The organism is Pseudomonas sp. H3_E07, assembly GCF_054668895.1.
This window is the reverse complement of record NZ_CP162795.1, coordinates 2,096,428-2,118,033: the sequence shown is the minus strand read 5'-3', so window position 1 is coordinate 2,118,033 and position 21,606 is coordinate 2,096,428. Positions and strand designations below refer to the sequence as shown.

Annotated in this window: 17 protein-coding genes; 5 read left to right on the top strand and 12 right to left on the bottom strand. The window is 62.6% G+C overall.

Going from position 1 to position 21,606, the window contains the following annotated elements; genetic code table 11:
* Positions 1–15: 15 nt before the first annotated feature.
* The 8 genes from AB4O08_RS09700 to AB4O08_RS09665 form a co-directional block, all read right to left on the bottom strand.
* Positions 16–2,124: a TonB-dependent receptor gene (locus tag AB4O08_RS09700; protein WP_457244289.1), complete on the bottom strand. Its 2,109-nt coding sequence runs from the start codon at positions 2,122–2,124 to the stop codon at positions 16–18.
* 152 nt (positions 2,125–2,276) lie between these two features.
* Entirely contained in the window at positions 2,277–3,659 is a 1,383-nt protein-coding gene (locus AB4O08_RS09695) for a PepSY-associated TM helix domain-containing protein (protein WP_176332238.1), read from the bottom strand.
* Positions 3,660–3,776: 117 nt separating this feature from the next.
* Positions 3,777–5,846, bottom strand: coding sequence for a TonB-dependent copper receptor (locus AB4O08_RS09690; protein WP_010213515.1), 2,070 nt, complete (start codon positions 5,844–5,846; stop codon positions 3,777–3,779).
* A gap of 93 nt (positions 5,847–5,939) precedes the next feature.
* Positions 5,940–6,329: a DUF2946 domain-containing protein gene (locus tag AB4O08_RS09685; RefSeq protein WP_021493219.1), complete on the bottom strand. Its 390-nt coding sequence runs from the start codon at positions 6,327–6,329 to the stop codon at positions 5,940–5,942.
* An 11-nt stretch (positions 6,330–6,340) separates the two neighbouring features.
* On the bottom strand, positions 6,341–6,823 hold the full coding sequence (locus AB4O08_RS09680) for a copper chaperone PCu(A)C (RefSeq protein ID WP_010213513.1): 483 nt from the start codon (positions 6,821–6,823) through the stop codon (positions 6,341–6,343).
* Positions 6,824–6,870: 47 nt separating this feature from the next.
* Complete coding sequence (locus AB4O08_RS09675) at positions 6,871–7,266, bottom strand: DUF2946 domain-containing protein (RefSeq protein ID WP_460114836.1); 396 nt, start codon at positions 7,264–7,266, stop codon at positions 6,871–6,873.
* A gap of 262 nt (positions 7,267–7,528) precedes the next feature.
* The gene (locus AB4O08_RS09670) at positions 7,529–8,248 is read right to left on the bottom strand and encodes a cobalt-precorrin-6A reductase (protein WP_460114835.1); all 720 of its coding nucleotides are present in this window, start codon (positions 8,246–8,248) and stop codon (positions 7,529–7,531) included.
* Positions 8,245–9,450 (bottom strand): bifunctional cobalt-precorrin-7 (C(5))-methyltransferase/cobalt-precorrin-6B (C(15))-methyltransferase, encoded by a 1,206-nt coding sequence (locus AB4O08_RS09665; RefSeq protein ID WP_021493217.1) that lies wholly within the window; start codon positions 9,448–9,450, stop codon positions 8,245–8,247. The genes AB4O08_RS09670 and AB4O08_RS09665 overlap by 4 nt, the downstream gene beginning before the upstream one ends.
* A gap of 38 nt (positions 9,451–9,488) precedes the next feature.
* Between AB4O08_RS09665 and cobG the strand changes: the two genes are divergently transcribed.
* From cobG to AB4O08_RS09640, 5 genes are all read left to right on the top strand, one after another.
* The gene (gene cobG, locus AB4O08_RS09660; RefSeq protein WP_021493216.1) at positions 9,489–10,835 is read left to right on the top strand and encodes a precorrin-3B synthase; all 1,347 of its coding nucleotides are present in this window, start codon (positions 9,489–9,491) and stop codon (positions 10,833–10,835) included.
* Complete coding sequence (locus AB4O08_RS09655; RefSeq protein ID WP_010213506.1) at positions 10,828–11,454, top strand: precorrin-8X methylmutase; 627 nt, start codon at positions 10,828–10,830, stop codon at positions 11,452–11,454. Before cobG ends, AB4O08_RS09655 begins: the two co-directional genes overlap by 8 nt.
* Positions 11,454–12,185, top strand: coding sequence for a precorrin-2 C(20)-methyltransferase (locus AB4O08_RS09650; RefSeq protein ID WP_010213504.1), 732 nt, complete (start codon positions 11,454–11,456; stop codon positions 12,183–12,185). The genes AB4O08_RS09655 and AB4O08_RS09650 overlap by 1 nt, the downstream gene beginning before the upstream one ends.
* Positions 12,185–13,822: a precorrin-3B C(17)-methyltransferase gene (cobJ, locus tag AB4O08_RS09645; protein WP_460114834.1), complete on the top strand. Its 1,638-nt coding sequence runs from the start codon at positions 12,185–12,187 to the stop codon at positions 13,820–13,822. Before AB4O08_RS09650 ends, cobJ begins: the two co-directional genes overlap by 1 nt.
* 236 nt (positions 13,823–14,058) lie before the next feature.
* Positions 14,059–14,838, top strand: coding sequence for a hypothetical protein (locus tag AB4O08_RS09640; protein ID WP_460114833.1), 780 nt, complete (start codon positions 14,059–14,061; stop codon positions 14,836–14,838).
* Here AB4O08_RS09640 and AB4O08_RS09635 read toward each other — a convergent pair.
* The 4 genes from AB4O08_RS09635 to purH form a co-directional block, all read right to left on the bottom strand.
* A complete protein-coding gene (locus AB4O08_RS09635; protein WP_003217330.1) occupies positions 14,835–15,431 on the bottom strand; it encodes a MarC family protein in 597 nt (198 codons plus the stop codon). The two genes, AB4O08_RS09640 and AB4O08_RS09635, sit on opposite strands and share 4 nt — an antisense overlap.
* Before the next feature lie 163 nt (positions 15,432–15,594).
* Positions 15,595–18,366 (bottom strand): hybrid sensor histidine kinase/response regulator, encoded by a 2,772-nt coding sequence (locus tag AB4O08_RS09630; RefSeq protein WP_010213499.1) that lies wholly within the window; start codon positions 18,364–18,366, stop codon positions 15,595–15,597.
* Positions 18,367–18,466: 100 nt separating this feature from the next.
* The gene (gene purD, locus AB4O08_RS09625; protein WP_010213497.1) at positions 18,467–19,759 is read right to left on the bottom strand and encodes a phosphoribosylamine--glycine ligase; all 1,293 of its coding nucleotides are present in this window, start codon (positions 19,757–19,759) and stop codon (positions 18,467–18,469) included.
* A gap of 174 nt (positions 19,760–19,933) precedes the next feature.
* A complete protein-coding gene (gene purH, locus AB4O08_RS09620) occupies positions 19,934–21,541 on the bottom strand; it encodes a bifunctional phosphoribosylaminoimidazolecarboxamide formyltransferase/IMP cyclohydrolase (RefSeq protein ID WP_010213495.1) in 1,608 nt (535 codons plus the stop codon).
* Positions 21,542–21,606 lie beyond the last annotated feature (65 nt).

Sequence of the window (21,606 nt, the reverse complement as noted above, 5' to 3'; positions counted from 1 at the left end):
TCAAGTCCAACACCGTTAGAAGGTGTAGTCCGCAGTGACAAAGAACGAGCGCGGCTCACCCAGAATCCACTGCTGCCCGTCGTTGTATTGGCTGACGGCGTAGGTGCGGTCGAACAGGTTGTTCAGTTGCAGGCCCAGGGTGGTGTTGCGCATAGCCTTCCACGACACCGTGGCGTCGACCACGGTGTAGCTCGGTAGCTCATTTTGGTTGGCCATGTCGGCGTAACGTGCGTCGACATAGCGCACCCCGGCCCCGGCGCGGATATCGTCGGTCACGGCCTTGCTCAGCCACAGGTTGGCGGTACGGCGCGGCACATCCACCGGGCGGTTGCCGTCGCGGGAAACCTGCACACCACCGACGTCCTGTTTGAAGTCGTCGTACTGCGCGTGGACGATGGCCGCGTTGGCTTGCAGTTGCCAGGCATCCGGCAGTTGCAGGGCGAGGCTGGCTTCCAGGCCCCTAGAGGATTGCTGGCCGACTTGTTGCTTGAGGTCCGGGTCGCCCGGCACGTCGGTGAGCAGTTTCTTTTTGACGATGTGGTAGGCCGCCAGCGTCCATTCGCCCCGTTGGTTCCAGAAGGCTTGCTTGATACCGATCTCGGTCTGCTTGGCGGTGGACAGGTCGAACTGCTGCTGGCCTGGGCTCAGGGAGATCAGGCCACCGACGCCGTCGGTGCTGGTAGCGTACTGGCCATAGATCGAGGTGTCGGGCGTGATCGCGTAGACCAGGCCGGCCTTCCCGTTATTGCCGGTGAGGGTCTTGTCGGTTTGGCCGCCGTTGCGCAAATCATCTCGCTCGACATGGGCGTAGTCACGGCGGATTCCGGTGACCAGCGACAGTTTATCGGTGAGTTGCAGGCGGTTTTCCGCGAAGCCGGCGACCGTTTTAGTGGTGGTAGAAAACAACGGCGCGAACGCGTTCTGGCTGTTGAACGCGGCGGGGGCCGGGTGAAGGATGTCGATCGGCTGACCGCCCGCCAACACATCGTTGAACGGTGAGTTGCTGGCCAGGCGGAAGCGGATGCGGTTGTATTCCACGCCGGCCAGGGTCTGGCTGTCGAGACAGAACAGGGTGTGCTTGAAAGTAAAGGTCTGGCGGTCGCCCACCTGCTCCTGGTTGTGCTTGATGCCGAAGTTGCCGCTGCGGGTAAGCTGGCCGTTGGTGAAGTTGTAGTTCTCGGCGTTCTGCCAGCGACGCTGGTTTTTCAGGTAGTACAGTTCATTCGTGGCGCTGATGTTGTCGTTGATCTGCCACGCGCTGGTCAGGCGCGTCCACTGGTCGTTGTAGTGCTGGGTGTCGTTGCTGACGTTGTAGTTCTTGTCGCGCAGGCCCTTGTGCAATTGGCCGTTGATCAGCGGGGTGCCGAAGTAGTTTTGAGGGCGCTGGTCGCCGTAGTCGCTGGCCAGGGTGAAGCTCAGGTTGTCCGCTGCTTGCCAGCGCAGGGCGCCGCTGACGAAGTCGCTGCTGGAGTCGCCACGGTCGATAAACCCGTTGCTGTGCAGGCGGTTGAGGTTCAGGCGATAGCTCAGGGTGTCAGTCAGCGAGCCGCCGCTGTCCAGGGCCTGTTGCTGGCGATCATAAGTGCCGTAGCCCAGTCGGATGTGGTTTTCGATCTCGCCTTCAAAGGGCTTTTTGGCCACGGTATTGATCACCGCGCCGGTAGCACCTTCGCCGTACAGCATCGAGGCCGGGCCACGCAGCACGTCCACGCGCTCCACCGACCAAGTGTCCACCGGAAATGTCGAAGTCCCCATGCCCATGTACATGCGGTTGCCGTCATACAGCTGCATCACCGAGCCCTGGCCGGTAAAACCACGCGCCGATAACGAAGTGCCGCCATCCCCCGGGGTGCCGGTGCGGCTGATACCTGTAGCGCGGGAAATCGCGTCCTGCACGCTGGCATCGCCACGTTCGCGGATCTGCGTACCGGTTTGGCTTTCGACGCTGCCGGGGGTTTGCAGGGCGCTGAGGTTCAGGCGCGAGCCGGCGGTGGTCGGGGTGTTCAGGTCGACGCGTTCGTCATCCATCGCAGGCGCGGTGATTGGACTGGCGGGCAGGGTCAGGGCCTGGGCGCTGTTGTGCAGGGCGAGCAGGCACAGGCCGGACGCAAGGTACTTGTTCATCGGTCGATCAATCGCTTCTTGGGGAGGTGCTCGCCGCAGGGCGCGGCGAGCAACGATAACGCAGAAAGTGTTATAAGTTAACACTTATTCGTTGCGCGGAAAAAGTCCGCGCAAGGCTACAGAACGGCTCTGTGCCGGGCATCTCGCCTGTTTCATGCTGAACCTGAGGCGGATTCACGTTGCCCCAAAAGGCGAGATAGCACCAGGCGATCCAACGCCCACACGAGGATCAAAGAGGCGCCCACAAGAGGGAAAATGATCGCCAATGCGAGCATGATCGCCATCGCGGTTTTCCACTTTGGCAAGTCATGGCGCAGCGGCGGAACACCAAGTCCGCCTTGAGGCCGACGCTTCCACCAGATCACCACGCCGCTGACGGCGCTGAGCAGAATCATCAGGCAGATCAGCAGCACGATCAGTTGATTTACCCAGCCGAACATCTTGCCTTCATGCAGCATCACACCGGTCTCGGTGGCCCGTGCGACCGCGTTGTAGTGTTCCCAGCGCACATCGGCGAGCACCTTGCCGGTGTACTGGTCCACATGCAAGGTGGCGTCATTGCGCGGGTCGTTGGCGAACACCGCGACAGTGAACACGCCTTCAGCGGTGGTGGGGAAGGTGATGCTGTAGCCGGGCTCGACGTGGCGTGCGGTGGCCAGGTCGACCACTTGTTGCAGGCGCAGCGTGGGCGCAGCTGGAGCCGAGTGCATGGCGCCGTGGTTCATGTGTTCGGCATGGTCCCCGGACATCGGCATCGGCGTGTTTTCCATGGCCCAGGGCACGGTCTGCTGGCGGGCCGTATTGAGCACGCGTGCCTGCTGGTCGGACTGCGGCACGTTGTTCCACATCGCCGCCGGGAAGGTGTTCCACACATCAGCGTATTGCTTGCCCCAGAAGCCGGTCCAGGTCATGCCGCTGAGCAGCATCACCAGCAGCAGTGAAGCTCCCCAGAAACCGGTGACCGCGTGCATATCGCGCCAGAATACCCGGCCGCGACTGTTGAAGCGCGGCCACAGCACCCCCGCCGAGGACTTGCCGCGCGGCCACCACAGGTACAGGCCCGACACCACCAGCATCACGCCCCAACCGGCGGCGAGTTCCACCAGGCGATCGCCGACGGTGCCGATCATCAACTCGCCATGCAGGGCGCGGGCGATGGCTTGCAGGTTGTATTTGGCGTCCTGCTCGCCGAGGACGTTGCCGCGATACGGGTCGACGAAGACGGTCACTTCGCGGCCTTGGTTGTGCATCACGAATTGCGCGCTGCTGGTGCTGTCGGCAGGCGGCAGGTATTTGCTGATCGCGGCCTTGGGATACGCGGCCTTGGCGCGCTGCAGTTGCTCGTCGGCGCTCAGGGCGTGCTCGGCGGTCTGGACCTTGAGCAGGTCGCCGTACATCAGCGGGTCCAACTGAGGTTTGAACAGGTAGATGATGCCGGTCAGGGCCAGCAGCACCATGAAGGGGGCGACGAAAAGGCCGGCGTAGAAGTGCCAGCGCCAGGCCAGGTTGTAGAAGGAAATCTTTTGAGTGGTCATCATTGGGCTCCGCAAGGCTTTGGTTTTTTTGTGTCTGGTAGGCCGCCATCGGGGGCAAGCCCCCTCCCACAGTTGGAATGCATTTCAAGTGTGGGAGGGGGCTTGCCCCCGATGTGTTTAGAAGGTCATATCGACCTTGGTCCAAAGGGTGCGCCCCGGCTCCTTGATGGCTTGCGGGTCACTGGCCGGGTAGCCGAACCCAGCGTTGCCGGCCAGGTTCAGGTGCTCGGCATAGGCCTTGCCGAACAGGTTGTCGACGCCGGTGCTGACCTTGAAGTGTTTATTGACGCGATACGCCGCATTCAGCGAGAACACACCAAAGCCGCTGCTTTTGTCGTAGTCCTTGCCGACCACGTTGCCCTTGTTCTGGTCGATGCGGTTTTGAGCGGCGACCACACGCCACAGCGCGCCGGCGCTCCAGTCATCCTCGCTGTAGGTGAGGCCCAGGCGAGCATCCAGTGGCGGCATTTGCGGCAGCGCTTTGCCGTCGCTGCTGTTCTTGCCCCAGGCGTAAGCGAGGGTGGCGTCGGCCTTCCAGTTCTGGGTCAGCTTGTACGCCGCGCCCAGTTCACCGCCCATGATGCGCGCGTCGACGTTGCGGGCCTGGGACGTGGTGCCCATCATCCCGGGCCTGTAGTCGAACAGGATGAAGTCCTGCACCCGGCCGATATAACCCGAAGCCCAGGCTTCAAGATCGTCGGCTTTGTACTGCGCGCCGAAGTCGAGCTGGGTGGTTTTCTCCGGCTTCACGCCGTCGAAGGCATTCACCGAACCGGTCGCACCGGTGTTGGGCGAAAACAGCTCCCAGTAATCGGGGAAACGTTCCGAGTGGCCAAGCCCTGCGTAGAGGGTGGTGGGGCTGTCGGCCAGGTCGTGCTCATAACGCACGAAGCCCGAGGGCAAGGTGTCGGCACGCGTGTCGTCGGCGGTTGGGTTGGGGCGCTTCATCATTCCGGAGCCGCTGGTTTGCCTGAAGTCCTTGGCCGACGCGCGGTCCAGCCGGGCGCCGGTGATCAGGCGGTCGCGGTCGGCGGCGTACCAAGTCAGTTCGCCAAACACGCCATAGTTGTGGAAGTTGGCGTCCTTGACCCGTGGCAGGTCCTTGTAGGTATCGATACCCATGCTGCTGCGCTGGCGGTGTTCGTTGGTCTGTGCATCCAGGCCGCTGATCAATTGCACGTCGGCCCAGCGCCAGGTGGCCTTGATCCGCGCGCCGAGGGTGCGGCGATCGACGTTGGACGCCATGGGCCCGGCCATCATGCCGGTGCCCGAGGGCGTGCGCAGGCTGTAGTTGTCCATCACGTGGTCGGCGTAGTTGTAGTAGACCTGGGCTTCAACCTTGTCCAGCACGTCGCCGATATTGGATTTTTCGAAACGCAGTCCCAGGCTTTCGCGCAGGAACTGTGAGCCATCCATGCCGCGCCCGGCGTAACGCGCTTCGCCATCGCCACGGCCGGCGGTGAGCTCCAGCAGGGTGTCGGCGTCGGGGGTGAAGCCGACGGCCACGTCGCCGTTCCATTTGTCGTAGCGCGAGGCGACTGTGTCGTTATTGCCGTCCTTGTAGTCGTCGGCGTGGGCCTGGTTGCCGATCACCCGCACGTAGCCCAGCGGACCACCGGCGGCAGCGTCGATGACTTTGTCGAAGCGCCCGTTGGAACCGGCCAGCACACTGGCGTTGAGGCGTGTGCCCAGCTCGCCGAACTCTTCTGGCTCGCGCTCGAACAAGATGGTGCCGGCTGACGCACCAGGGCCCCAGAGCACGGTCTGCGGGCCTTTGATCACGGTGAGCTTGTCGTAGGTTTCCGGTGAGATGTACGAGGTAGGCGCGTCCATGCGGCCGGGGCAGGCGCCGAGCATCATGCTGCCGTTGGTGAGGATATTCAGGCGCGAGCCAAACATGCCGCGCAGCACCGGGTCGCCATTGGTGCCGCCATTGCGCACCAGGGCGAAGCCGGGGATGGTCTTGAGGTAATCGCCGCCATCGCTGGCGGGCACCGGTTGGCGTGGGTCTTTCGGGTTGGTGATCACGGTCAGCGGTGAGCTGGGGGCGATCGCGGTGATCACGGTGGGCGTCAGCTCATGCTCGGTGTGTTCATCGGCCTGAACATGGGGGGCAAGCAGCGCGCCGCAAAAGGCAGCGAGCACAGGGGTATATCCCAAACGGGTGTCAGCAGAAAACCTGGACATGACAAATTCCATCAATCAATCGTAAACAACACGGCCAGCAGCCTGCGGCTGTCTGTCTAAAGTCGGCCGGGGTGAAGTAACGCTGTGAAGTGCTTACGAAGCGATGGGCGGCGCGCGACTGCGGGCGCCGGGGAAGATGCTCTGCCGGGCATGGCCCAGGCGCGTGTCGGGGGTGAGGGCGTTGGCGGGGGGCGGGCTGCTCAGGGTGAAGGTTGAAACGCCGCCGGGCAGGGCGGGGCAGCTGTAGAGCAGGTCGCAATAGCCGCACTTGGACCAGAGGGCGTGGTGTTCGTCAGGGGCCTTTTTGTGATGGGATTCGCCATGGTCCATCGGCATGTCCATCGACATACCGGCGTGATGATCCATCGGCATCGCTTGGGAAATCAGCGGACCGATAAAGATCATCAGCATGGCGAACAGGCTGATCCAACCGCCGCGTCTTACGCGCGCGCGCGGGGAGCACCTGGCGCGTGGGGCGCCCATCGACTGTCAGTCTACTGAGGGTGCTTGTGCCCGTGGCCGGCCATTGGCGGCACTTTCTGTACCGACACTTCCACCTCGACCTTGCCGGCTTTTTCGAAGGTCAGGGTCAGCGGGAATTGCTTGCCGTCGGCCAACAGGCTGCGGTCTTTGATGCCCAACAGCATCACGTGGTACGCCATCGGCGCGAAGGTCAGATCACCCTTGGCCGGCACGGCGACGCTCGGTACTTGCTGCATCTTCATCAGGTCGCCTTGCATGACGTGTTCATGCAACTCGGCCTTGTCCGCCACGGGCGTCTCTACGCTGAGCAGGCGGTCCGGGGTTTCGCTGCTGTTATGAATCACAAAATAAGCCGCGACAGTCGGCGCATTCGGCGGCAACTCCTGGGACCAGGGTTCGCTGACCATCAGGTCACCGGCCTTGTAGTCCTCGGCGTTGGCAGCACTGAACACCGGCAGCAGCAACGCCGCCAGAAGCAGGGAAGATTTGAGCATGGCAGTTCTCCAGAACGGTTCTAAAACGCAGTTCACTTGCGAAGACATCAGACCGTTGGAGAGGCGCGTGGGTTGAGGCTCGGCCATTGCTGGCGCGGAGTAGGGCTTTGCAGCTGGGCGGGCGGCAAGCGCTGTGAGGTATTGAATTGGGTGAGGTACAACTGTGGCACATGCCCCGGCAACGCCAACAACGGCGCAGCACCCGAACAACACCAGCAATGCTGCATGGTGGAATGATCGTCCTGTTGCGGCGCCGGAATCTCCAGCTTGCCCAGGGCAATGGTCTTCAGGCTCGCACCATTGGCGGAGCAGAAACCGCCCCATAACAATTGCTGCACCGGGTCCTGGGACTGTTGCATCGCACCGGCCATCGGCATGGCAAAGGCGTTGAACAGCACTGCAAGGCAGGCGATCCAGGCAATTGCGAAGCGTTGACGGGCCATGGCGGACAATCCGTAGGGTTAAACGATCAGGGGGGTATTTAGCCTGATCGGTGGGGATAAGTAAAAAGGGTGGGTGTGGTTTGGTGTCGCAGTGCTGGGTTTGAGGATAGACGGGAACTGAGCGGTTGAAGATCTCAAATGGCAACGCAGCTCTAAATGTGGGAGCGGGCTTGCTCGCAAAGGCGAAAGACCCGTCAACTCATCCGGTGACTGACACTCCGCTTTCGCGAGCAAGCCCGCTCCCACATTGGAACGATGGAGCTTAAAGAGAGGTGATTGCCTGTTGCAGCGTCGTCAAGGTGGTGAACTCCCGATCTACCGGCGCCAACACTGGCCTCTTCAATACCAACACCGGCACGCCCCGCTCCCGTGCCACTTCCAGCTTCGGTTCGGTGGCTGTGCTGCCGCTGTTCTTGCTGATCAACACGTCGATCTGGCGTCGTTCAAACAACCCACGTTCGTCTTCGATCAGAAACGGGCCTCGCGCGCCAATCACTTCGCAACGCTCATTCCCCGGATACACATCCAGGGCGCGCAGTGTCCAGAACTGCTCCGGCGGGATTTCATCAAGGTGCTGCAACGGCTCACGGCCCAGCGTGAACAGCGGGCGCTTGAAAGGTTTGAGTGCTTCAATCAGCGAGGCCCAATCACTGACTTCTCGCCAATCGTCCCCCGCCTGTGGCTGCCAGGCCGGGCGTCGTAGCGCCCAGCAAGGCACCCCGCAAATCCTTGCCGCCTCGGCCGCGTTGCGGCTGATCTGCGCCGCGTACGGATGGGTCGCGTCGAGAATCAGGCTGATCTGCTCATGTCGAGCAAACTGTGCCAATCCCTCGGCCCCGCCGTACCCACCCACCCGCACCTGGCACGCCAAGTCAGTCGGCACGCGCCCAACACCGGCCAAACTGTAGACATGTTCCGGGCCCAATGTACGGGCGATGGCCAGCGCTTCAGTCACGCCGCCCAGCAGCAGGATGCGTTTCATCGCGGCTTGACCACTTCCAGCAGTGTGATCGGCAATGCCTGGCGCCACGTATCGAACGCTCCCAGCGGCTGGGCCTGGGCGACATGGATACGCGTGAGTTCTCCGCCATAGCGCGTACGCCAGTCCATCAAGGTCATTTCGCTTTGCAGCGTCACGGCGTTGGCGACCAACCGCCCGCCCGGCCGCAGATGGTGCCAGCAGGTGTCGAGCACGCCGTCACGGGTGACGCCGCCGCCGATGAAGATGGCGTCCGGGGCTTCCAGGCCGTCGAGCGCATCCGGCGCTTTGCCGCGAACCAGTTGCAGGCCCGGCACGCCAAGGGCGTCGCGGTTGTGTTCGATCAGGCCTTGGCGACCTTCATCCGCTTCAATCGCCACTGCCCGGCAGCTCGGGTGAGCCCGCATCCACTCGATACCGATGGAGCCGCTGCCTGCACCCACGTCCCACAGCAGTTCGCCGGGCATCGGCGCAAGACGGGCCAGGGTCAGGGCGCGCACATCGCGTTTGGTCAATTGGCCGTCATGTTTGAAAGCTGAATCTGGCAGGCCCGCCAGACGCGACAGACGGGGCGTATCGCCAGAGGCCACGCAGTCGATGGCGACCAGATTCAAATCGGCGACGCAAGCCGGACGCCAATCACTCGCCACGCCGTCGATGCGTCGCTCATCCGTGCCGCCCAGGTGCTCAAACACACTCAGCCGGCTCGGGCCGAAACCGGATTCAGCCAGCAAAGAAGCAATCAACGCCGGACTTCGGCCGTCATTACTCAACACCAAAAGCCGCACCCCACTGGCCAGATGCGCATTCAGCGCCGCCAGCGGCCGGGCCACCACGGATAACGTCACCACCTCCTGCAACGGCCAGCCCAGCCGCGCCGCCGCCAACGACACCGACGAAGGCGCCGGCAAGACCAGCAACTCTTCAGCCGCCACCTGCCGCGCCAGGCTCGCGCCCACGCCATAGAACATCGGATCACCACTGGCCAACACACACACCGACTCGCCACGCCGCGCCAGCACCGGTTCCAGGGAAAACGGGCTCGGCCACAACTCGCGCTCACCCCGAATACACACCGGCAGCAGGTCCAACTGGCGCTGGCCGCCTATAATCCGCGTGGCGCGCAACAGGGCATGCCGGGCATTCCTGCCCAGCCCCTTGAAGCCGTCTTCACCGATGCCTACAACCGTCAGCCAGGGCGACATAAATATTCCTTGAACGACATCCGACGGGCAGGCTTTTCATGCCGCCGGACAAAGCAGGCATAATACCGCGCCTTTACCCATCAACCGGTAGCCCCGTGAACCCAACGCCCGCTGTGAATACCTTGCGCCCCTCGGCTTGTCCGGGGTTGCTGCGTATTGTCCAGGCGCTGGACGGTGGCATTTGTCGGATCAAATTGGCCGGTGGTTCGATCAGCGCCGCCCAAGCCTGCGCAGTGGCGGACGCAGCCCAGGCGTATGCGGGCGGGGTGATCGAGGCGACTAACCGCGCCAATCTGCAGATTCGCGGGATCGGCGCCGAAGAGGGCGCGTTGATTGCCATGCTGTTGGCTGCCGATCTGGGCCCCAACAACGCTGCCGGCGACGACGTGCGTAACCTGATGCTCAGCCCCAGCGCCGGTATCGACCCGCAAATGCTGTTCGACACCCGGCCGTTGGCGGAGCAGATCCTCGCCACCCTGCAGAATCACCCGCGTTTCCATGAACTGTCGGCCAAGTTCGCGGTGCAGCTGGACGGGGGCGAGGCGCTGGCAATGCTCGAACATCACCATGACCTGTGGCTGTCGGCGTTCGTGCGCAAGGGCGAAACACTCCTCGCGTTTGGCCTGGCCGGGTGTCCGGGTCTGGATGCACCGCTGGCCGCCGTGCCATTGGACCAGGGGCATGCATTGGTGGTGGCTGTGCTGGAAGGGTTTTTGGACATCGCCACCCCTGAACAGACCCGCATGCGCCACCTGCCTGTGGATAACGTGTTGAGTCGTCTAAAACTGCCGCTGCTGCCGGCGGATGGCTTCAAACGCCCGCCCAGCGGCGCTTTGTTGCACCTCGGCAGTTATCCACAAGCACAAAAGAATCAGTTCTACGTCGCCGCCATTGCACCCTTGGGTCGCCTCGATGCGACGATGCTCAAGGGCGCCGCACAACTGGCCAGCGAATACGGCGACGGCACCTTGCGTTTTACCCCCTGGCAGGGCGTGCTGTTGCCCAGCGTTGAAAAACCTCACGCCGTCACCGAACGCCTGGCGCAATTGGGCTTCCTCTGCTCAATCGACCAGCCCCTGGCGCGCATGACCGCCTGCACCGGTTCCAGCGGCTGCGGCAAAGCCCTGGCCGACACCAAGGCCGACGCGGTGCAACTCGCCGCTTTGAACACCGGTCACGACGTGCACCTGTCCGGCTGCCCGCGCTCCTGCGCCGCCGCGCACACGGCGCCGGTCACCTTGCTGGCCGTGAGCCCCGGCCACTACGACCTCTATTTTCGCGAGGCAGCCCAGCCCGGTTTCGGCCGGCTGCACGCGCGCAACCTTTCTATTGAAGCGACGGGCGCCCTGCTGCGCGCTCGCCCACGGAGCAACACCGATGATTGATTACATCCGCGACGGTCAGGAGATCTATCGCAACTCCTTCGCCATCATTCGCGCGGAAGCCAAGTTGGACCGTATCCCGGCTGATTTGGAAAAACTCGCGGTGCGGGTGATTCACGCCTGCGGCATGGTCGACGCGATCGACGGCCTGCAGTTCTCCGAAGGGGCGGGCAAGGCTGGGCGCGATGCGCTCGCCGCAGGTGCGCCGATCCTGTGCGATGCGCGAATGGTCTCCGAAGGTGTGACCCGCGCACGCCTGCCAGCCAACAACGAAGTGATCTGCACCCTGCGCGATGACAGCGTACCGGCGCTGGCGCGTGAGCTGGGCAACACCCGGTCCGCTGCCGCCCTTGAGCTGTGGCGCCCGCACTTGGAAGGCAGTGTGGTGGTGATCGGCAACGCTCCGACGGCCTTGTTCTATCTGCTGGAAATGCTTGACGCCGGCGCACCGAAACCGGCGTTGATCCTCGGTTTCCCGGTTGGTTTTGTCGGCGCCGCCGAATCCAAGGCGATGCTGGCCGCCGACAGTCGCGGTGTACCGTTCGTGATCATGCAGGGCCGTCTGGGCGGTAGCGCCATGGCCGCCGCTGCGGTGAATGCGCTGGCCACGGAGGTCGAATAATGCAGGCACGTGGACGTTTGATCGGCCTGGGCGTAGGCCCCGGTGACCCGGAATTGATCACCCTCAAGGCCCTGCGCCTGTTGCGCGAGTCGCCAGTGGTGGCGTACTTCGTGGCCAAGGGCAAGAAGGGCAACGCCTTCGGCATCATCGAAGACCATCTGGTGCCGCAACAGACCTTGATGCCGCTGGTGTACCCGGTGACCACCGAAGTGTTGCCGGCGCCAATGTCCTACGAGCAGGTGATCAGCGATTTCTACGACGCCGCCAGCGTGGATGTCGCCGCACATTTGGACGCCGGTCGTGATGTGGCGGTGATCTGCGAAGGCGACCCGTTCTTCTACGGGTCCTACATGTACCTGCACGACCGCCTCGCCGAGCGCTATGAAGCCCACGTGATTCCAGGCGTTTGTTCGATGCTCGGCGGCGCCTCGGTGCTGGGCGCCCCGCTGGTCTATCGCAATCAGAGCCTTTCGGTACTCTCGGGCGTGTTGCCCCATGACGACCTCAAGCGCCGCCTTGCGGATGCCGACGCGGCAGTGATCATGAAGCTGGGCCGCAACTTCCCGAAAGTGCGCCAGGTGCTGGAAGAACTCGGTCTGGCCGAGCGAGCGCTGTATGTCGAACGCGCCACCATGGCGAATCAAAAGATCGTGCCGCTGGATCAGGTAGATCCAGCGTCGTCCCCGTACTTCTCGCTGATCATCGTGCCCGGTGAACGGTGGCAAGGTTGATGAGCCCGGCGATTGTTATTTTGGGTCAGGGCAGCCTGGCCATGGCACGCAAGATCCAATGTGTGTACCCCGACGCGACGGTCCACGGCCTGGCCGGACGGGTCGACGGGGCGGACCAGGTCTACGGTGAATTCGGCGCGACCCTGCGTCAGTTGTATCAGCAAGGCACACCGCTGATCGCGCTGTGCGCCGCGGGTATCGTTATTCGTACCTTGGCGCCGCTGCTGCTGGAAAAAGGCGAGGAGCCCGCCGTGCTGGCCGTCGCCGAAGACGGTAGCGCCGTGGTGCCGTTGCTTGGCGGCCTTGGCGGTGTGAACGTGATGGCTCGCGAAATCGCCGCTGCGTTGAACGTGGCTGCTGCGATCACCACCAGTGGCGAGCTGCGCTTCGGCACCTGCCTGCTCAACCCGCCTGCGGGTTATGAGCTGGCCGATCTGGAACTGGGCAAGCGTTTCGTCTCTGACTTGCTGGCCGGCGAAAGCGTACGCATCGAAGGCGCTGCGCCGTGGCTGGACCAGGCCAATCTGCCCCAGGATCAACAGGCACGCCTGGCGATTCATGTGGGCAGTGCCGAGCGCACGCCTGCCGCCCATGAATTGTTGATCTACCCGAAGAACGTCAGCGTGAGCTGCAAGCCAGGCGCGCAACTGGCTGAGCGGGTGCGCACGGCGTTGCATGAGGCGGGCATCGCTCTGCAATCCCTCGCGTGCCTGCTGGCCAGTGATACGCAGATGGCCGAAGCCACATTGCATGAAGCAGCGTTGGAATTGGGTGTACCGCTGCGTTTTGCCAGCGTGGCCCAGGACGCGGATATCGTCATCAATGTTGCCGAACTCCCCCTGGACCTGTCGCAAGTCGGCCGCGTGCGTGGCCGCCTTGCCGTGATCGGCCTGGGACCTGGCGCTGCCGAGTTGATGGTGCCTGCGGTAAAAACCGAACTGGCGCGTTGCACCGATGTGCTCGGCTACGAAACCTACGTGCGCATGGCCGGCCCGTTCCGAGACGACCAGGTGCAGCATTGCACCGATAACCGCGAAGAAATGCAGCGTGCCCGCCATGCCTTCGAACTGGCGGCCCAAGGTCGCTCGGTGGTCGTAGTGTCGTCCGGCGACCCGGGCGTGTTCGCCATGGCTGCTGCCGTGATAGAAGCCCTGCACGAATCCAGCGACCCGACCTGGCATCAGGTCGACCTGCAAATCCTTCCAGGGGTCTCGGCGTCGCTCGCCACCGCCGCTCAGGCCGGTGCACCGTTGGGCCATGACTTTTGCGTGATGTCGCTGTCGGACAACCTCAAGCCTTGGTCGATCATTGAAAAACGCCTGGACCTTGCCTCCCAGGCCGACCTGGCGCTGGCGTTCTACAACCCGATCTCGCGCTCGCGGCCGTGGCAGCTGGGGCGTGCCCTGGAAATCGTCGCGCTGCATCGCACGCCTGAAACGCCGGTGGTGCTGGGCCGTGATATCGGTCGGCCGGGTCAGACGCTGCGTGTCACCACACTGGGGCAATTGACGCCGGATCAGGTGGACATGCGCACCATGGTGCTGATCGGCTCGTCCACCACCGTCACCTTCCCGCGTGCCGGTGGCGGTGAGTGGGTGTACACGCCGCGCTGGTACGGCGAGAAACCGGCCTCCTGAAAACCGCCCCTCAGGTGCCTGAAAGCTCCGAATGACCCAGGGATTTTCCTGGCGTTGTCCGGGGCTTTTTCTTTTTTCTACGACGAAATTCGGAAGCCCGCCAGGCGCGCCGCATTATTGCTGGGCAGCACGGTTTGATGCGCTGCGCCAAGGAATGTTTGTCGTCTGGAAAAGGCTTCAGTCAGTGAACTAGGGTGGACATAAGCCCCGAGTCGGGGTGCTTGTGGAGAACTAAAATGGAGCGACATCACAGAAGGATCAGCAGTACAAAAAGGCGCAAGTTGATTGCCGCCTACACACTACCGGGAGCGTCAGGCAAGCGCGCGGCCTTGCCGCTGGACATCGAGGACGACTTCAACGCCGCGGTGGTCAACAACAGCGTCATCTCGTTTGCCGAAGGCTTGTCCGGTTTAAATCGAGAATACGTGCGTAAGAGCTATTTGCTGGCCAGCAGCTATGTCAGCGATGTGTTGAAAGTCCCACGCGGCACCGAACGTTGGTACGACGAATTCATCAGGGTGATGGTCAGCCTGGGGTGGTTGCCGGTGCGCAGCCGCTTCGAACGGATTTCACGTTCCGGCAAGGGCCTGACCGTGCAATCGGCGGCGCTGAATATCATCGCGGCCCTGCTGGCGTCGACATCGTTGTCTGCGCACTTGCTCAGCGTATTGCCGAAACTGGCGGCCGATGCAGTGGAGGCGTTGAAGCAGATACCTGGGACTCTCGAGCTGTTCAAACGCAACAGTGCCGTACACCAGGGCGGCGACTTCGGCCTGGCGTCCTGTGCGCAAACAGAGGGGGAACTGATGATGGTGCTGGTGACCTACAGCACCCAGGGAGTGAGCAAGCAGGTAGGGTTGCCATTTCTGGAATGGGACAGTTCCTCATTCGAGGCCTTCAGCGGGCAGACGTGCCTGGTGCTGAACACCTCGGTAGTCAACGAAAAGACGATCCAACTGATGCGCGAGAGTGCGGGTGACAAGGTGCAATTGGCGATCGCCAAGTACCGGATTTAAGGCACCAGGTAACCGCGCACACCGGTGAAGATGATTTGCGCGGCCAGGGCACACACGAACAACCCCATCAACCGACTGACAATCTGCAAGCCCTGGTCGCCCAAGATGCGTTCGATCCGGTTGGACAGGTACAGCACCACGCCCACCGTGAGGCTGGCCAGGGCGATGCTGAGGATGGCGGTGATTTTGTCATCCCAATGCGGCTGGCTCACGCCCATCACCAGCAACGCACCGATGGTGCCGGGGCCGACGGTGAGGGGAATGGTCAGCGGTACGATGGTCACGTCCTGCTGTACGTTGTCGGTCTGCACTGCGGACTTGCCCTGGGCCATGCCCAAGGCGGAAATGAACAGCACACTGCCGGCACCGATGCGGAACGCGTCGACGGTGATGCCGAACACGCTGAAAATGACGCGGCCGAACAGGTAGAGCAACACGCTCGATACCAGGGTTGCCAACGCCACCTTCCACGCCAGGCGCCGCCGCTCTTTGCTGGAGTAGCCACGGGTGAGGCTGATAAAGCAGGACAGCACGAAGAACGGGCTGTAGAGCACCAGCATTTTCAGGTAGACGCTGAATAACACGTGGAGCATGGGGGCGGCTCGCGGCGGAGGAAGTGTTGAGAGTCTATCAGGCGGCAGAGACCAAATGTGGGCGCGGGCTTGCTCGCGAATGCGATGGATCAGTTAAGGATGCATTGACCGACACACCGTATTCGCGAGCAAGCCCGCTCCCACAAGGGGTCTGCATTACACGTCAGGAGGGGGCGTGCTCTGGTCGCTGCTGCCGCTGCGCCACCCAGAACTCCACCAGCTCACGCAACTGTGACAACTCAACGGGCTTGGCCATGTGCCCGTCCATCCCGGCCTGGCGTGCGCGCTCCTTGTGCTCGGACAGAATGTGCGCCGTCAGCGCCACCACCGGCGTACGAACGCGCTGGTGGCTGACTTCCCACGCGCGCAATTGCTGGGTGGCCGAGAAACCATCGAGGATTGGCATTTCGCAATCCATCAACACCAGGTCATAGCGCTGGGCCTTCATCGCCTCCAGGGCTTCTTCACCATTGCTGGCGGTGTCCGGGTTGAGGTTGAGCTTACCGAGCATGCCACGGATCACCTTGGTGGAGATGCTGTTGTCTTCTGCCACCAGGATGCGGAAATCCGTTGGCACGGTGATGGCCGCCGGCGTGTTGAGGACGGGGCGTGGTGGGACGTTACCCTTGCTGCGCTGGGTCAGTTCGTCGGCCAGGGTGGTCTTGAGCGTATAGCCGGCCACGGGCTTGGCGAGGATGCGCTTGATCCCGCAATTGCGCGCGATGATCTTGCTCGGCGCATTGCTGATGCCGGTGAGCATGATCAGCAGGATGTCGTGGTTCAGGCTTGGGTCTTCCTTGATCTTCGCCGCCAGTTGCATGCCGGTCATGCCGGGCATGTTCTGGTCCAGCAGCACCACGTCGAAGTAATCGCGCAGGTGCGCCTTGGTGCGCAGCAACGCCAGGGCTTCCTTGCCCGAAGGCACGGCGCTGACGTTGAGGCCCCAGGCCGAGCATTGCTGCACCAATACTTTGCGACAGGTGTCGTTGTCGTCCACCACCAGCACCCGTGCGCCCTTGAGTGGGCCGTCGAGGTCGGAGGTGGGGTGTTCCAGGCGTTCCGGGTCCAGCGGCAAGGTCAGCCACAAGGTGCTGCCCTGGTGGCTGCCGCTCTTGATGCCGAATTCGCCGTTCATCAATAGGATCAATTGGCGGGCGATGACCAGGCCCAGGTGGCCGTTCAGTCGGGTGGCGGAGAAGAAGTTCTTGCTGTGCAGTTCGCTGTGCAGCAGAGCGTCACGCTCGGCGGCTTCCATCGGCAAACCGCTGTCCTGCACGGCGATGCGCAGGCGCGGCTTGGTGCTGCGGTCGTCCAGCGCGACGACGATCAGCACTTCACCTTCGTCGGTCTTTTGCAGGGCGTTTTCCAGCAGGCTCAACATGGCCTGGCGCAGGCGCGTCGGGTCGCCACTGATCACGCGAGGCACCTGGGGCTGGATAAAACTGATCAGCTCGACGTTCTGCTGTTCAGCCTTGGCGCGGAAGATACTCAGGCAGTCTTCGATCAGCGCATTGAGGTCGAACTGCACGTCATCCAATTCGATCTGGCCGGATTCCAGCTTGGAGATATCGAGGATTTCGTTGATCAGCGTGAGCAGTTCATTGCCGGCGCTGTGGATGGTCTGCACGTAGTCACGCTGTTTCACCGAGAGGGGCGTGCCCAGCAGCAGCTCGGTCATACCCAGCACGCCGTTCATGGGGGTGCGGATTTCGTGGCTGATCTTGGCCAGGAACTCGGCCTTGGCGGCAATCTCGGCATTGCTTGCCGCCAGGTCGCGGCTGAGGCTGAAGCGCGCTTCGACAATTGCGCGCTGGCGTTCGCCCAGCGCCAGGCTCATCAACAGACCACTGAGGCAGATAAACGCCAGCAGCGTGACGATCAGGCCCTGGGGCGAGACCATCGTCAGGCCCAGCAGCGCCGGCAGGATGATCAACGTTCCGATGTTGAACACCACCATCGCCGCCACGAACAGGCGCGCCGGACGGTAGCCTTTCTGCCAGTGATAAGCCGAGACGAACAGCATGCTCAAGCCGGCCAGAGCCACCAGGGCATAGGTGATGATGTTCAGCGGCAGGGTGTTGACGAACAACAGCAGCAGGCCGCACAGCACGATGAACAGGATGTCCGCCATCAACAGCTTGTTCAGCGGATGTGGGCCCAAAGGCATGAAGAACCGATAGGCAAACATCAATCCGCACGGCGCCGTCAGCAGCAGCGCCAGGTAGGCGCCCGGCGTCTGGATCGCGTGCCAGTTCGGCAGCCACGGGCCGATCAGGTTCAGCAGCAGCGCGAGGCTGAGCATCAGCAGGATTTCGCAGGCGGCCAACCACAGGCTGCTGCGCGAGCGGTGGTAGGCGAAACGGGTGAGGTTGTGCAGGATCAGCATCAGCAGGCAGCCGAACAGCAGGCCGTAGATCAGCGTCTGGGTCTGGTCGGCGGCGGCGAGCACGGCCGGTTCCAGGGTGATATAGGGGCGCAGTTCGTGTTCCGAGACCAGGCGCAGGTAGACCTCTAAAGGCTTCTGGCTCTGGGGCATGGGCAGCATGAAGTCGCTGCTGGGCAACGGACGCTCGGCCTGGGGCTGACGTGTGCCGGTGCTCTGTTGTTCCACCAGGGTGTCGCCGTCCAGTACATAGAGGCTCAGGTGGGACAGGTCCGGGGCAAAGACCCGCAGCACTTGTTCGTGCTTGCCGGGTTGCAGTTTGAAACGCACCCACAACGCACCGTCCGGTTCCGCGGCGGTAATGCGGTCCAGTTCGGTGGGGCTGAATTGATTGGTGTAGCGCGAGGAACGGATGTCGCTCAGTTGCAGGTCGGCCTGTTCATCAAGCAATACTGCCCAGCCACTGCCTTGCGCGGCGGCCTGGGCCGGGAACAAGCAGAGCAGTGTCAGCAGGCTGACAGTGAAACCTATGGCGATCCTGAGCCAGCGCACGGCGAAATCCCTTCGTAGGTTGATGCACAGTTAACTATGCGCGGGTAGACCTGCATACGGCAAGGGCCAGAGGCCCTTGCCTAGCCGAACGGATAGCTGCTTACTGGCTCTCGCCACGCTCCCGCGCAATGGCGCGATAGCCAATGTCCTTGCGATAGAAGCAGCCTTTCCAGTCGATCTTCGCAGCCAACTGATAAGCCTGTTGCTGCGCGGCGTCGACACTGGCGCCCATGGCGGTGGCGCACAACACACGGCCACCGGCGGTCACGACCTGGCCATCCTTGAGCGCAGTGCCTGCATGGAAGACTTTGCCTTCCAGCGTAGCAGCCGCGTCGAGACCTTCAATCACGTCACCCTTGGCGTAATCGGCAGGGTAGCCACCGGCCGCCAGCACAATGCCAACGCTCGGACGCGGATCCCACTGTGCTTCTACCTTGTCCAGGGCCTGGGCCAGGGCGGCTTCCACCAGCAGCACCAGGCTCGATTGCAGGCGCAGCATCACCGGTTGGGTTTCAGGATCACCGAAGCGGCAGTTGAACTCGATGACTTTCGGGTTGCCGGCTTTGTCGATCATCAGGCCGGCGTACAGGAAACCGGTGTACACGTTGCCTTCGTCGGCCATGCCACGCACGGTTGGCCAGATCACCAGGTCCATGACGCGCTGATGCACATCGGCGGTGACCACCGGGGCAGGGGAGTAGGCACCCATGCCACCGGTGTTAGGGCCGGTGTCGCCGTCGCCGACGCGTTTGTGGTCCTGGCTGGTGGCCATCGGCAAGACGTTCTTGCCGTCGACCATCACGATAAAGCTGGCTTCTTCGCCGTCGAGGAATTCCTCGATCACCACGCGCGAACCGGCGTCACCGAATGCGTTGCCGGCAAGCATGTCGCGCACGGCGTCTTCGGCTTCCTGCAGGGTCATGGCGACGATCACGCCTTTGCCGGCGGCCAGGCCATCGGCCTTGATCACGATCGGCGCACCTTTTTCACGCAGGTAAGCCAGGGCCGGCTCGATCTCGGTGAAATTCTGATAGTCGGCGGTCGGGATCTTGTGGCGTGCCAGGAAATCCTTGGTAAACGCCTTGGAGCCTTCCAGCTGCGCAGCGCCCGCGGTTGGGCCGAAGCAGTCCAGGCCACGGCTGCGGAACAGGTCTACCACGCCGGCAACCAATGGCACTTCCGGACCGACGATGGTCAGGGATACATTCTTTTCAGCAAAATCGGCCAGTTGCTCAAGGGCCAGCACGTCGATAGCAACGTTCTCGCATTTGGCTTCAATGGCGGTACCGGCGTTGCCGGGTGCAACGAACACTTTCTGGACACGCGGGTCTTGGGCAACTTTCCAGGCCAGGGCGTGTTCACGGCCACCGCTGCCAATGATCAAAACATTCATTTCAAAAACCTCGGATGACGCTGAATCAGGGAGAGCACTGTGGACGGTGCTTTTCTGTGAGGGCTGGGCTTGCCGGCGATGCAGGCACCTCGGTCGTCCAGTCAGACCCGGGTGATGCTATCGCAGGCAAGCCAGCTCCCACATGGAGCCGGTGCCCACAGGCGATCTAATCAATCAGTGGCGGAAGTGGCGCATGCCGGTGAAGACCATGGCGATGCCGGCTTCATCAGCGGCAGCGATGACTTCAGCATCACGCATCGAACCACCCGGTTGGATCACGGCGGTGACGCCGGCTTTTGCGGCGTTGTCCAGGCCGTCACGGAACGGGAAGAATGCGTCGGAAGCCATTACCGAACCCGCCACTTGCAAACCCGCGTGTTCGGCCTTGATCGCGGCGATACGCGCCGAGTTCACGCGGCTCATCTGGCCGGCGCCGACGCCGATGGTCTGGCGATTCTTGGCGTAGACGATGGCGTTGGACTTAACGTACTTGGCGACTTTCCAGGCGAAGATCAGGTCGTTGATCTCTTGCTCGGTCGGGGCGCGCTGGGTCACGACTTTCAGGTCTTGGCTGCCGATCATGCCGATGTCACGGCTCTGTACCAGCAAGCCGCCGTTGACGCGTTTGTAGTCCCAGGCAGCGGCACGCTCAGCCGACCACTCGCCGCAGGCCAGTAGGCGCACGTTGGCTTTGGCCGCCACGATGGCGCGGGCTTCTTCGCTGACGGAAGGGGCGATGATCACCTCAACGAACTGACGCTCGACGATCGCTTTGGCGGTCTCGGCATCCAGTTCACGGTTGAAGGCAATGATGCCGCCAAACGCCGATTCGGTGTCGGTGGCGTAGGCCAGCTCGTAGGCCTGGCGGATACCGCCTTCAGCGTCCGGGCTTACAGCCACGCCGCATGGGTTGGCATGCTTGACGATCACGCAGGCTGGCTTGACGAAGCTCTTCACGCATTCCAGTGCGGCGTCGGTGTCAGCCACGTTGTTGTAGGACAGCTCCTTGCCTTGCAACTGGGTCGCGGTGGCGATGCCCACTTCGGCTGGCTTGGCTTCCACGTAGAACGCCGCACTCTGATGCGGGTTCTCGCCGTAGCGCATTTCCTGGGCCTTGATGAACTGGCTGTTGAAGGTGCGCGGGAACTGGCTGCGGCCGGAGGTCGACAGGGTTTCAGCGGTTTGGTCAACGGTGCCCATGTAGTTGGCGATCATGCCGTCGTAGGCGGCAGTGTGTTCGAACGCCTTGAGCATCAGGTCGAAACGCTGGGCGTAGGTCAGGCCGCCGGCTTTCAGGCTTTCAAGCACATTGGCGTAGTCGCTGGCGTTGACCACGATGGCCACGTCTTTGTGGTTCTTGGCAGCCGAGCGCACCATGGTCGGGCCGCCGATATCGATGTTTTCGATGGCGGTCGGCAGGTCGCAGCCTGGCTTGTTGATGGTGGCTTCGAACGGGTAGAGGTTAACGGCTACCAGGTCGATCGGCTTGATGCCGTGCTCGGCCATGATCGCGTCGTCGGTGCCGCGACGGCCGAGGATGCCGCCGTGGATTTTCGGGTGCAGGGTCTTGACCCGACCGTCCATCATCTCTGCGAAACCGGTGTAGTCCGCCACTTCCACTGCGGCCACGCCGTTGTCCTGCAGCAGTTTGAAGGTCCCGCCCGTGGAGAGGATTTCCACGCCCAGGGCTTCCAGCTCCCGGGCAAATTCGAGGATCCCGGTCTTGTCGGAGACACTGATCAAGGCGCGGCGGATCGGCAGGCGGGTAGTCTGGTCGGTCATTTCAATTTCCATCAAAAGCAAAGGAGTCAGCAAAAAAGGCGACCGTTTTTTACGCGGGCGCCTTT

Bases quoted from the DNA above. Each gene is read 5' to 3' on its own strand.
- AB4O08_RS09640 (WP_460114833.1), top strand. From the start codon at position 14,059: ATGGAGCGACATCACAGAAGGATCAGCAGTACAAAAAGGCGCAAGTTG.
- AB4O08_RS09685 (WP_021493219.1), bottom strand. From the start codon at position 6,329: ATGGGCGCCCCACGCGCCAGGTGCTCCCCGCGCGCGCGCGTAAGACGC.
- AB4O08_RS09695 (WP_176332238.1), bottom strand. From the start codon at position 3,659: ATGACCACTCAAAAGATTTCCTTCTACAACCTGGCCTGGCGCTGGCAC.
- purH (WP_010213495.1), bottom strand. From the start codon at position 21,541: ATGACCGACCAGACTACCCGCCTGCCGATCCGCCGCGCCTTGATCAGT.
- cobJ (WP_460114834.1), top strand. From the start codon at position 12,185: ATGAGCCCGGCGATTGTTATTTTGGGTCAGGGCAGCCTGGCCATGGCA.
- AB4O08_RS09650 (WP_010213504.1), top strand. From the start codon at position 11,454: ATGCAGGCACGTGGACGTTTGATCGGCCTGGGCGTAGGCCCCGGTGAC.
- AB4O08_RS09665 (WP_021493217.1), bottom strand. From the start codon at position 9,450: ATGTCGCCCTGGCTGACGGTTGTAGGCATCGGTGAAGACGGCTTCAAG.
- AB4O08_RS09655 (WP_010213506.1), top strand. From the start codon at position 10,828: ATGATTGATTACATCCGCGACGGTCAGGAGATCTATCGCAACTCCTTC.
- AB4O08_RS09675 (WP_460114836.1), bottom strand. From the start codon at position 7,266: ATGGCCCGTCAACGCTTCGCAATTGCCTGGATCGCCTGCCTTGCAGTG.
- purD (WP_010213497.1), bottom strand. From the start codon at position 19,759: ATGAATGTTTTGATCATTGGCAGCGGTGGCCGTGAACACGCCCTGGCC.
- AB4O08_RS09680 (WP_010213513.1), bottom strand. From the start codon at position 6,823: ATGCTCAAATCTTCCCTGCTTCTGGCGGCGTTGCTGCTGCCGGTGTTC.
- AB4O08_RS09635 (WP_003217330.1), bottom strand. From the start codon at position 15,431: ATGCTCCACGTGTTATTCAGCGTCTACCTGAAAATGCTGGTGCTCTAC.
- AB4O08_RS09700 (WP_457244289.1), bottom strand. From the start codon at position 2,124: ATGAACAAGTACCTTGCGTCCGGCCTGTGCCTGCTCGCCCTGCACAAC.
- AB4O08_RS09690 (WP_010213515.1), bottom strand. From the start codon at position 5,846: ATGTCCAGGTTTTCTGCTGACACCCGTTTGGGATATACCCCTGTGCTC.
- AB4O08_RS09670 (WP_460114835.1), bottom strand. From the start codon at position 8,248: ATGAAACGCATCCTGCTGCTGGGCGGCGTGACTGAAGCGCTGGCCATC.
- cobG (WP_021493216.1), top strand. From the start codon at position 9,489: ATGCCGCCGGACAAAGCAGGCATAATACCGCGCCTTTACCCATCAACC.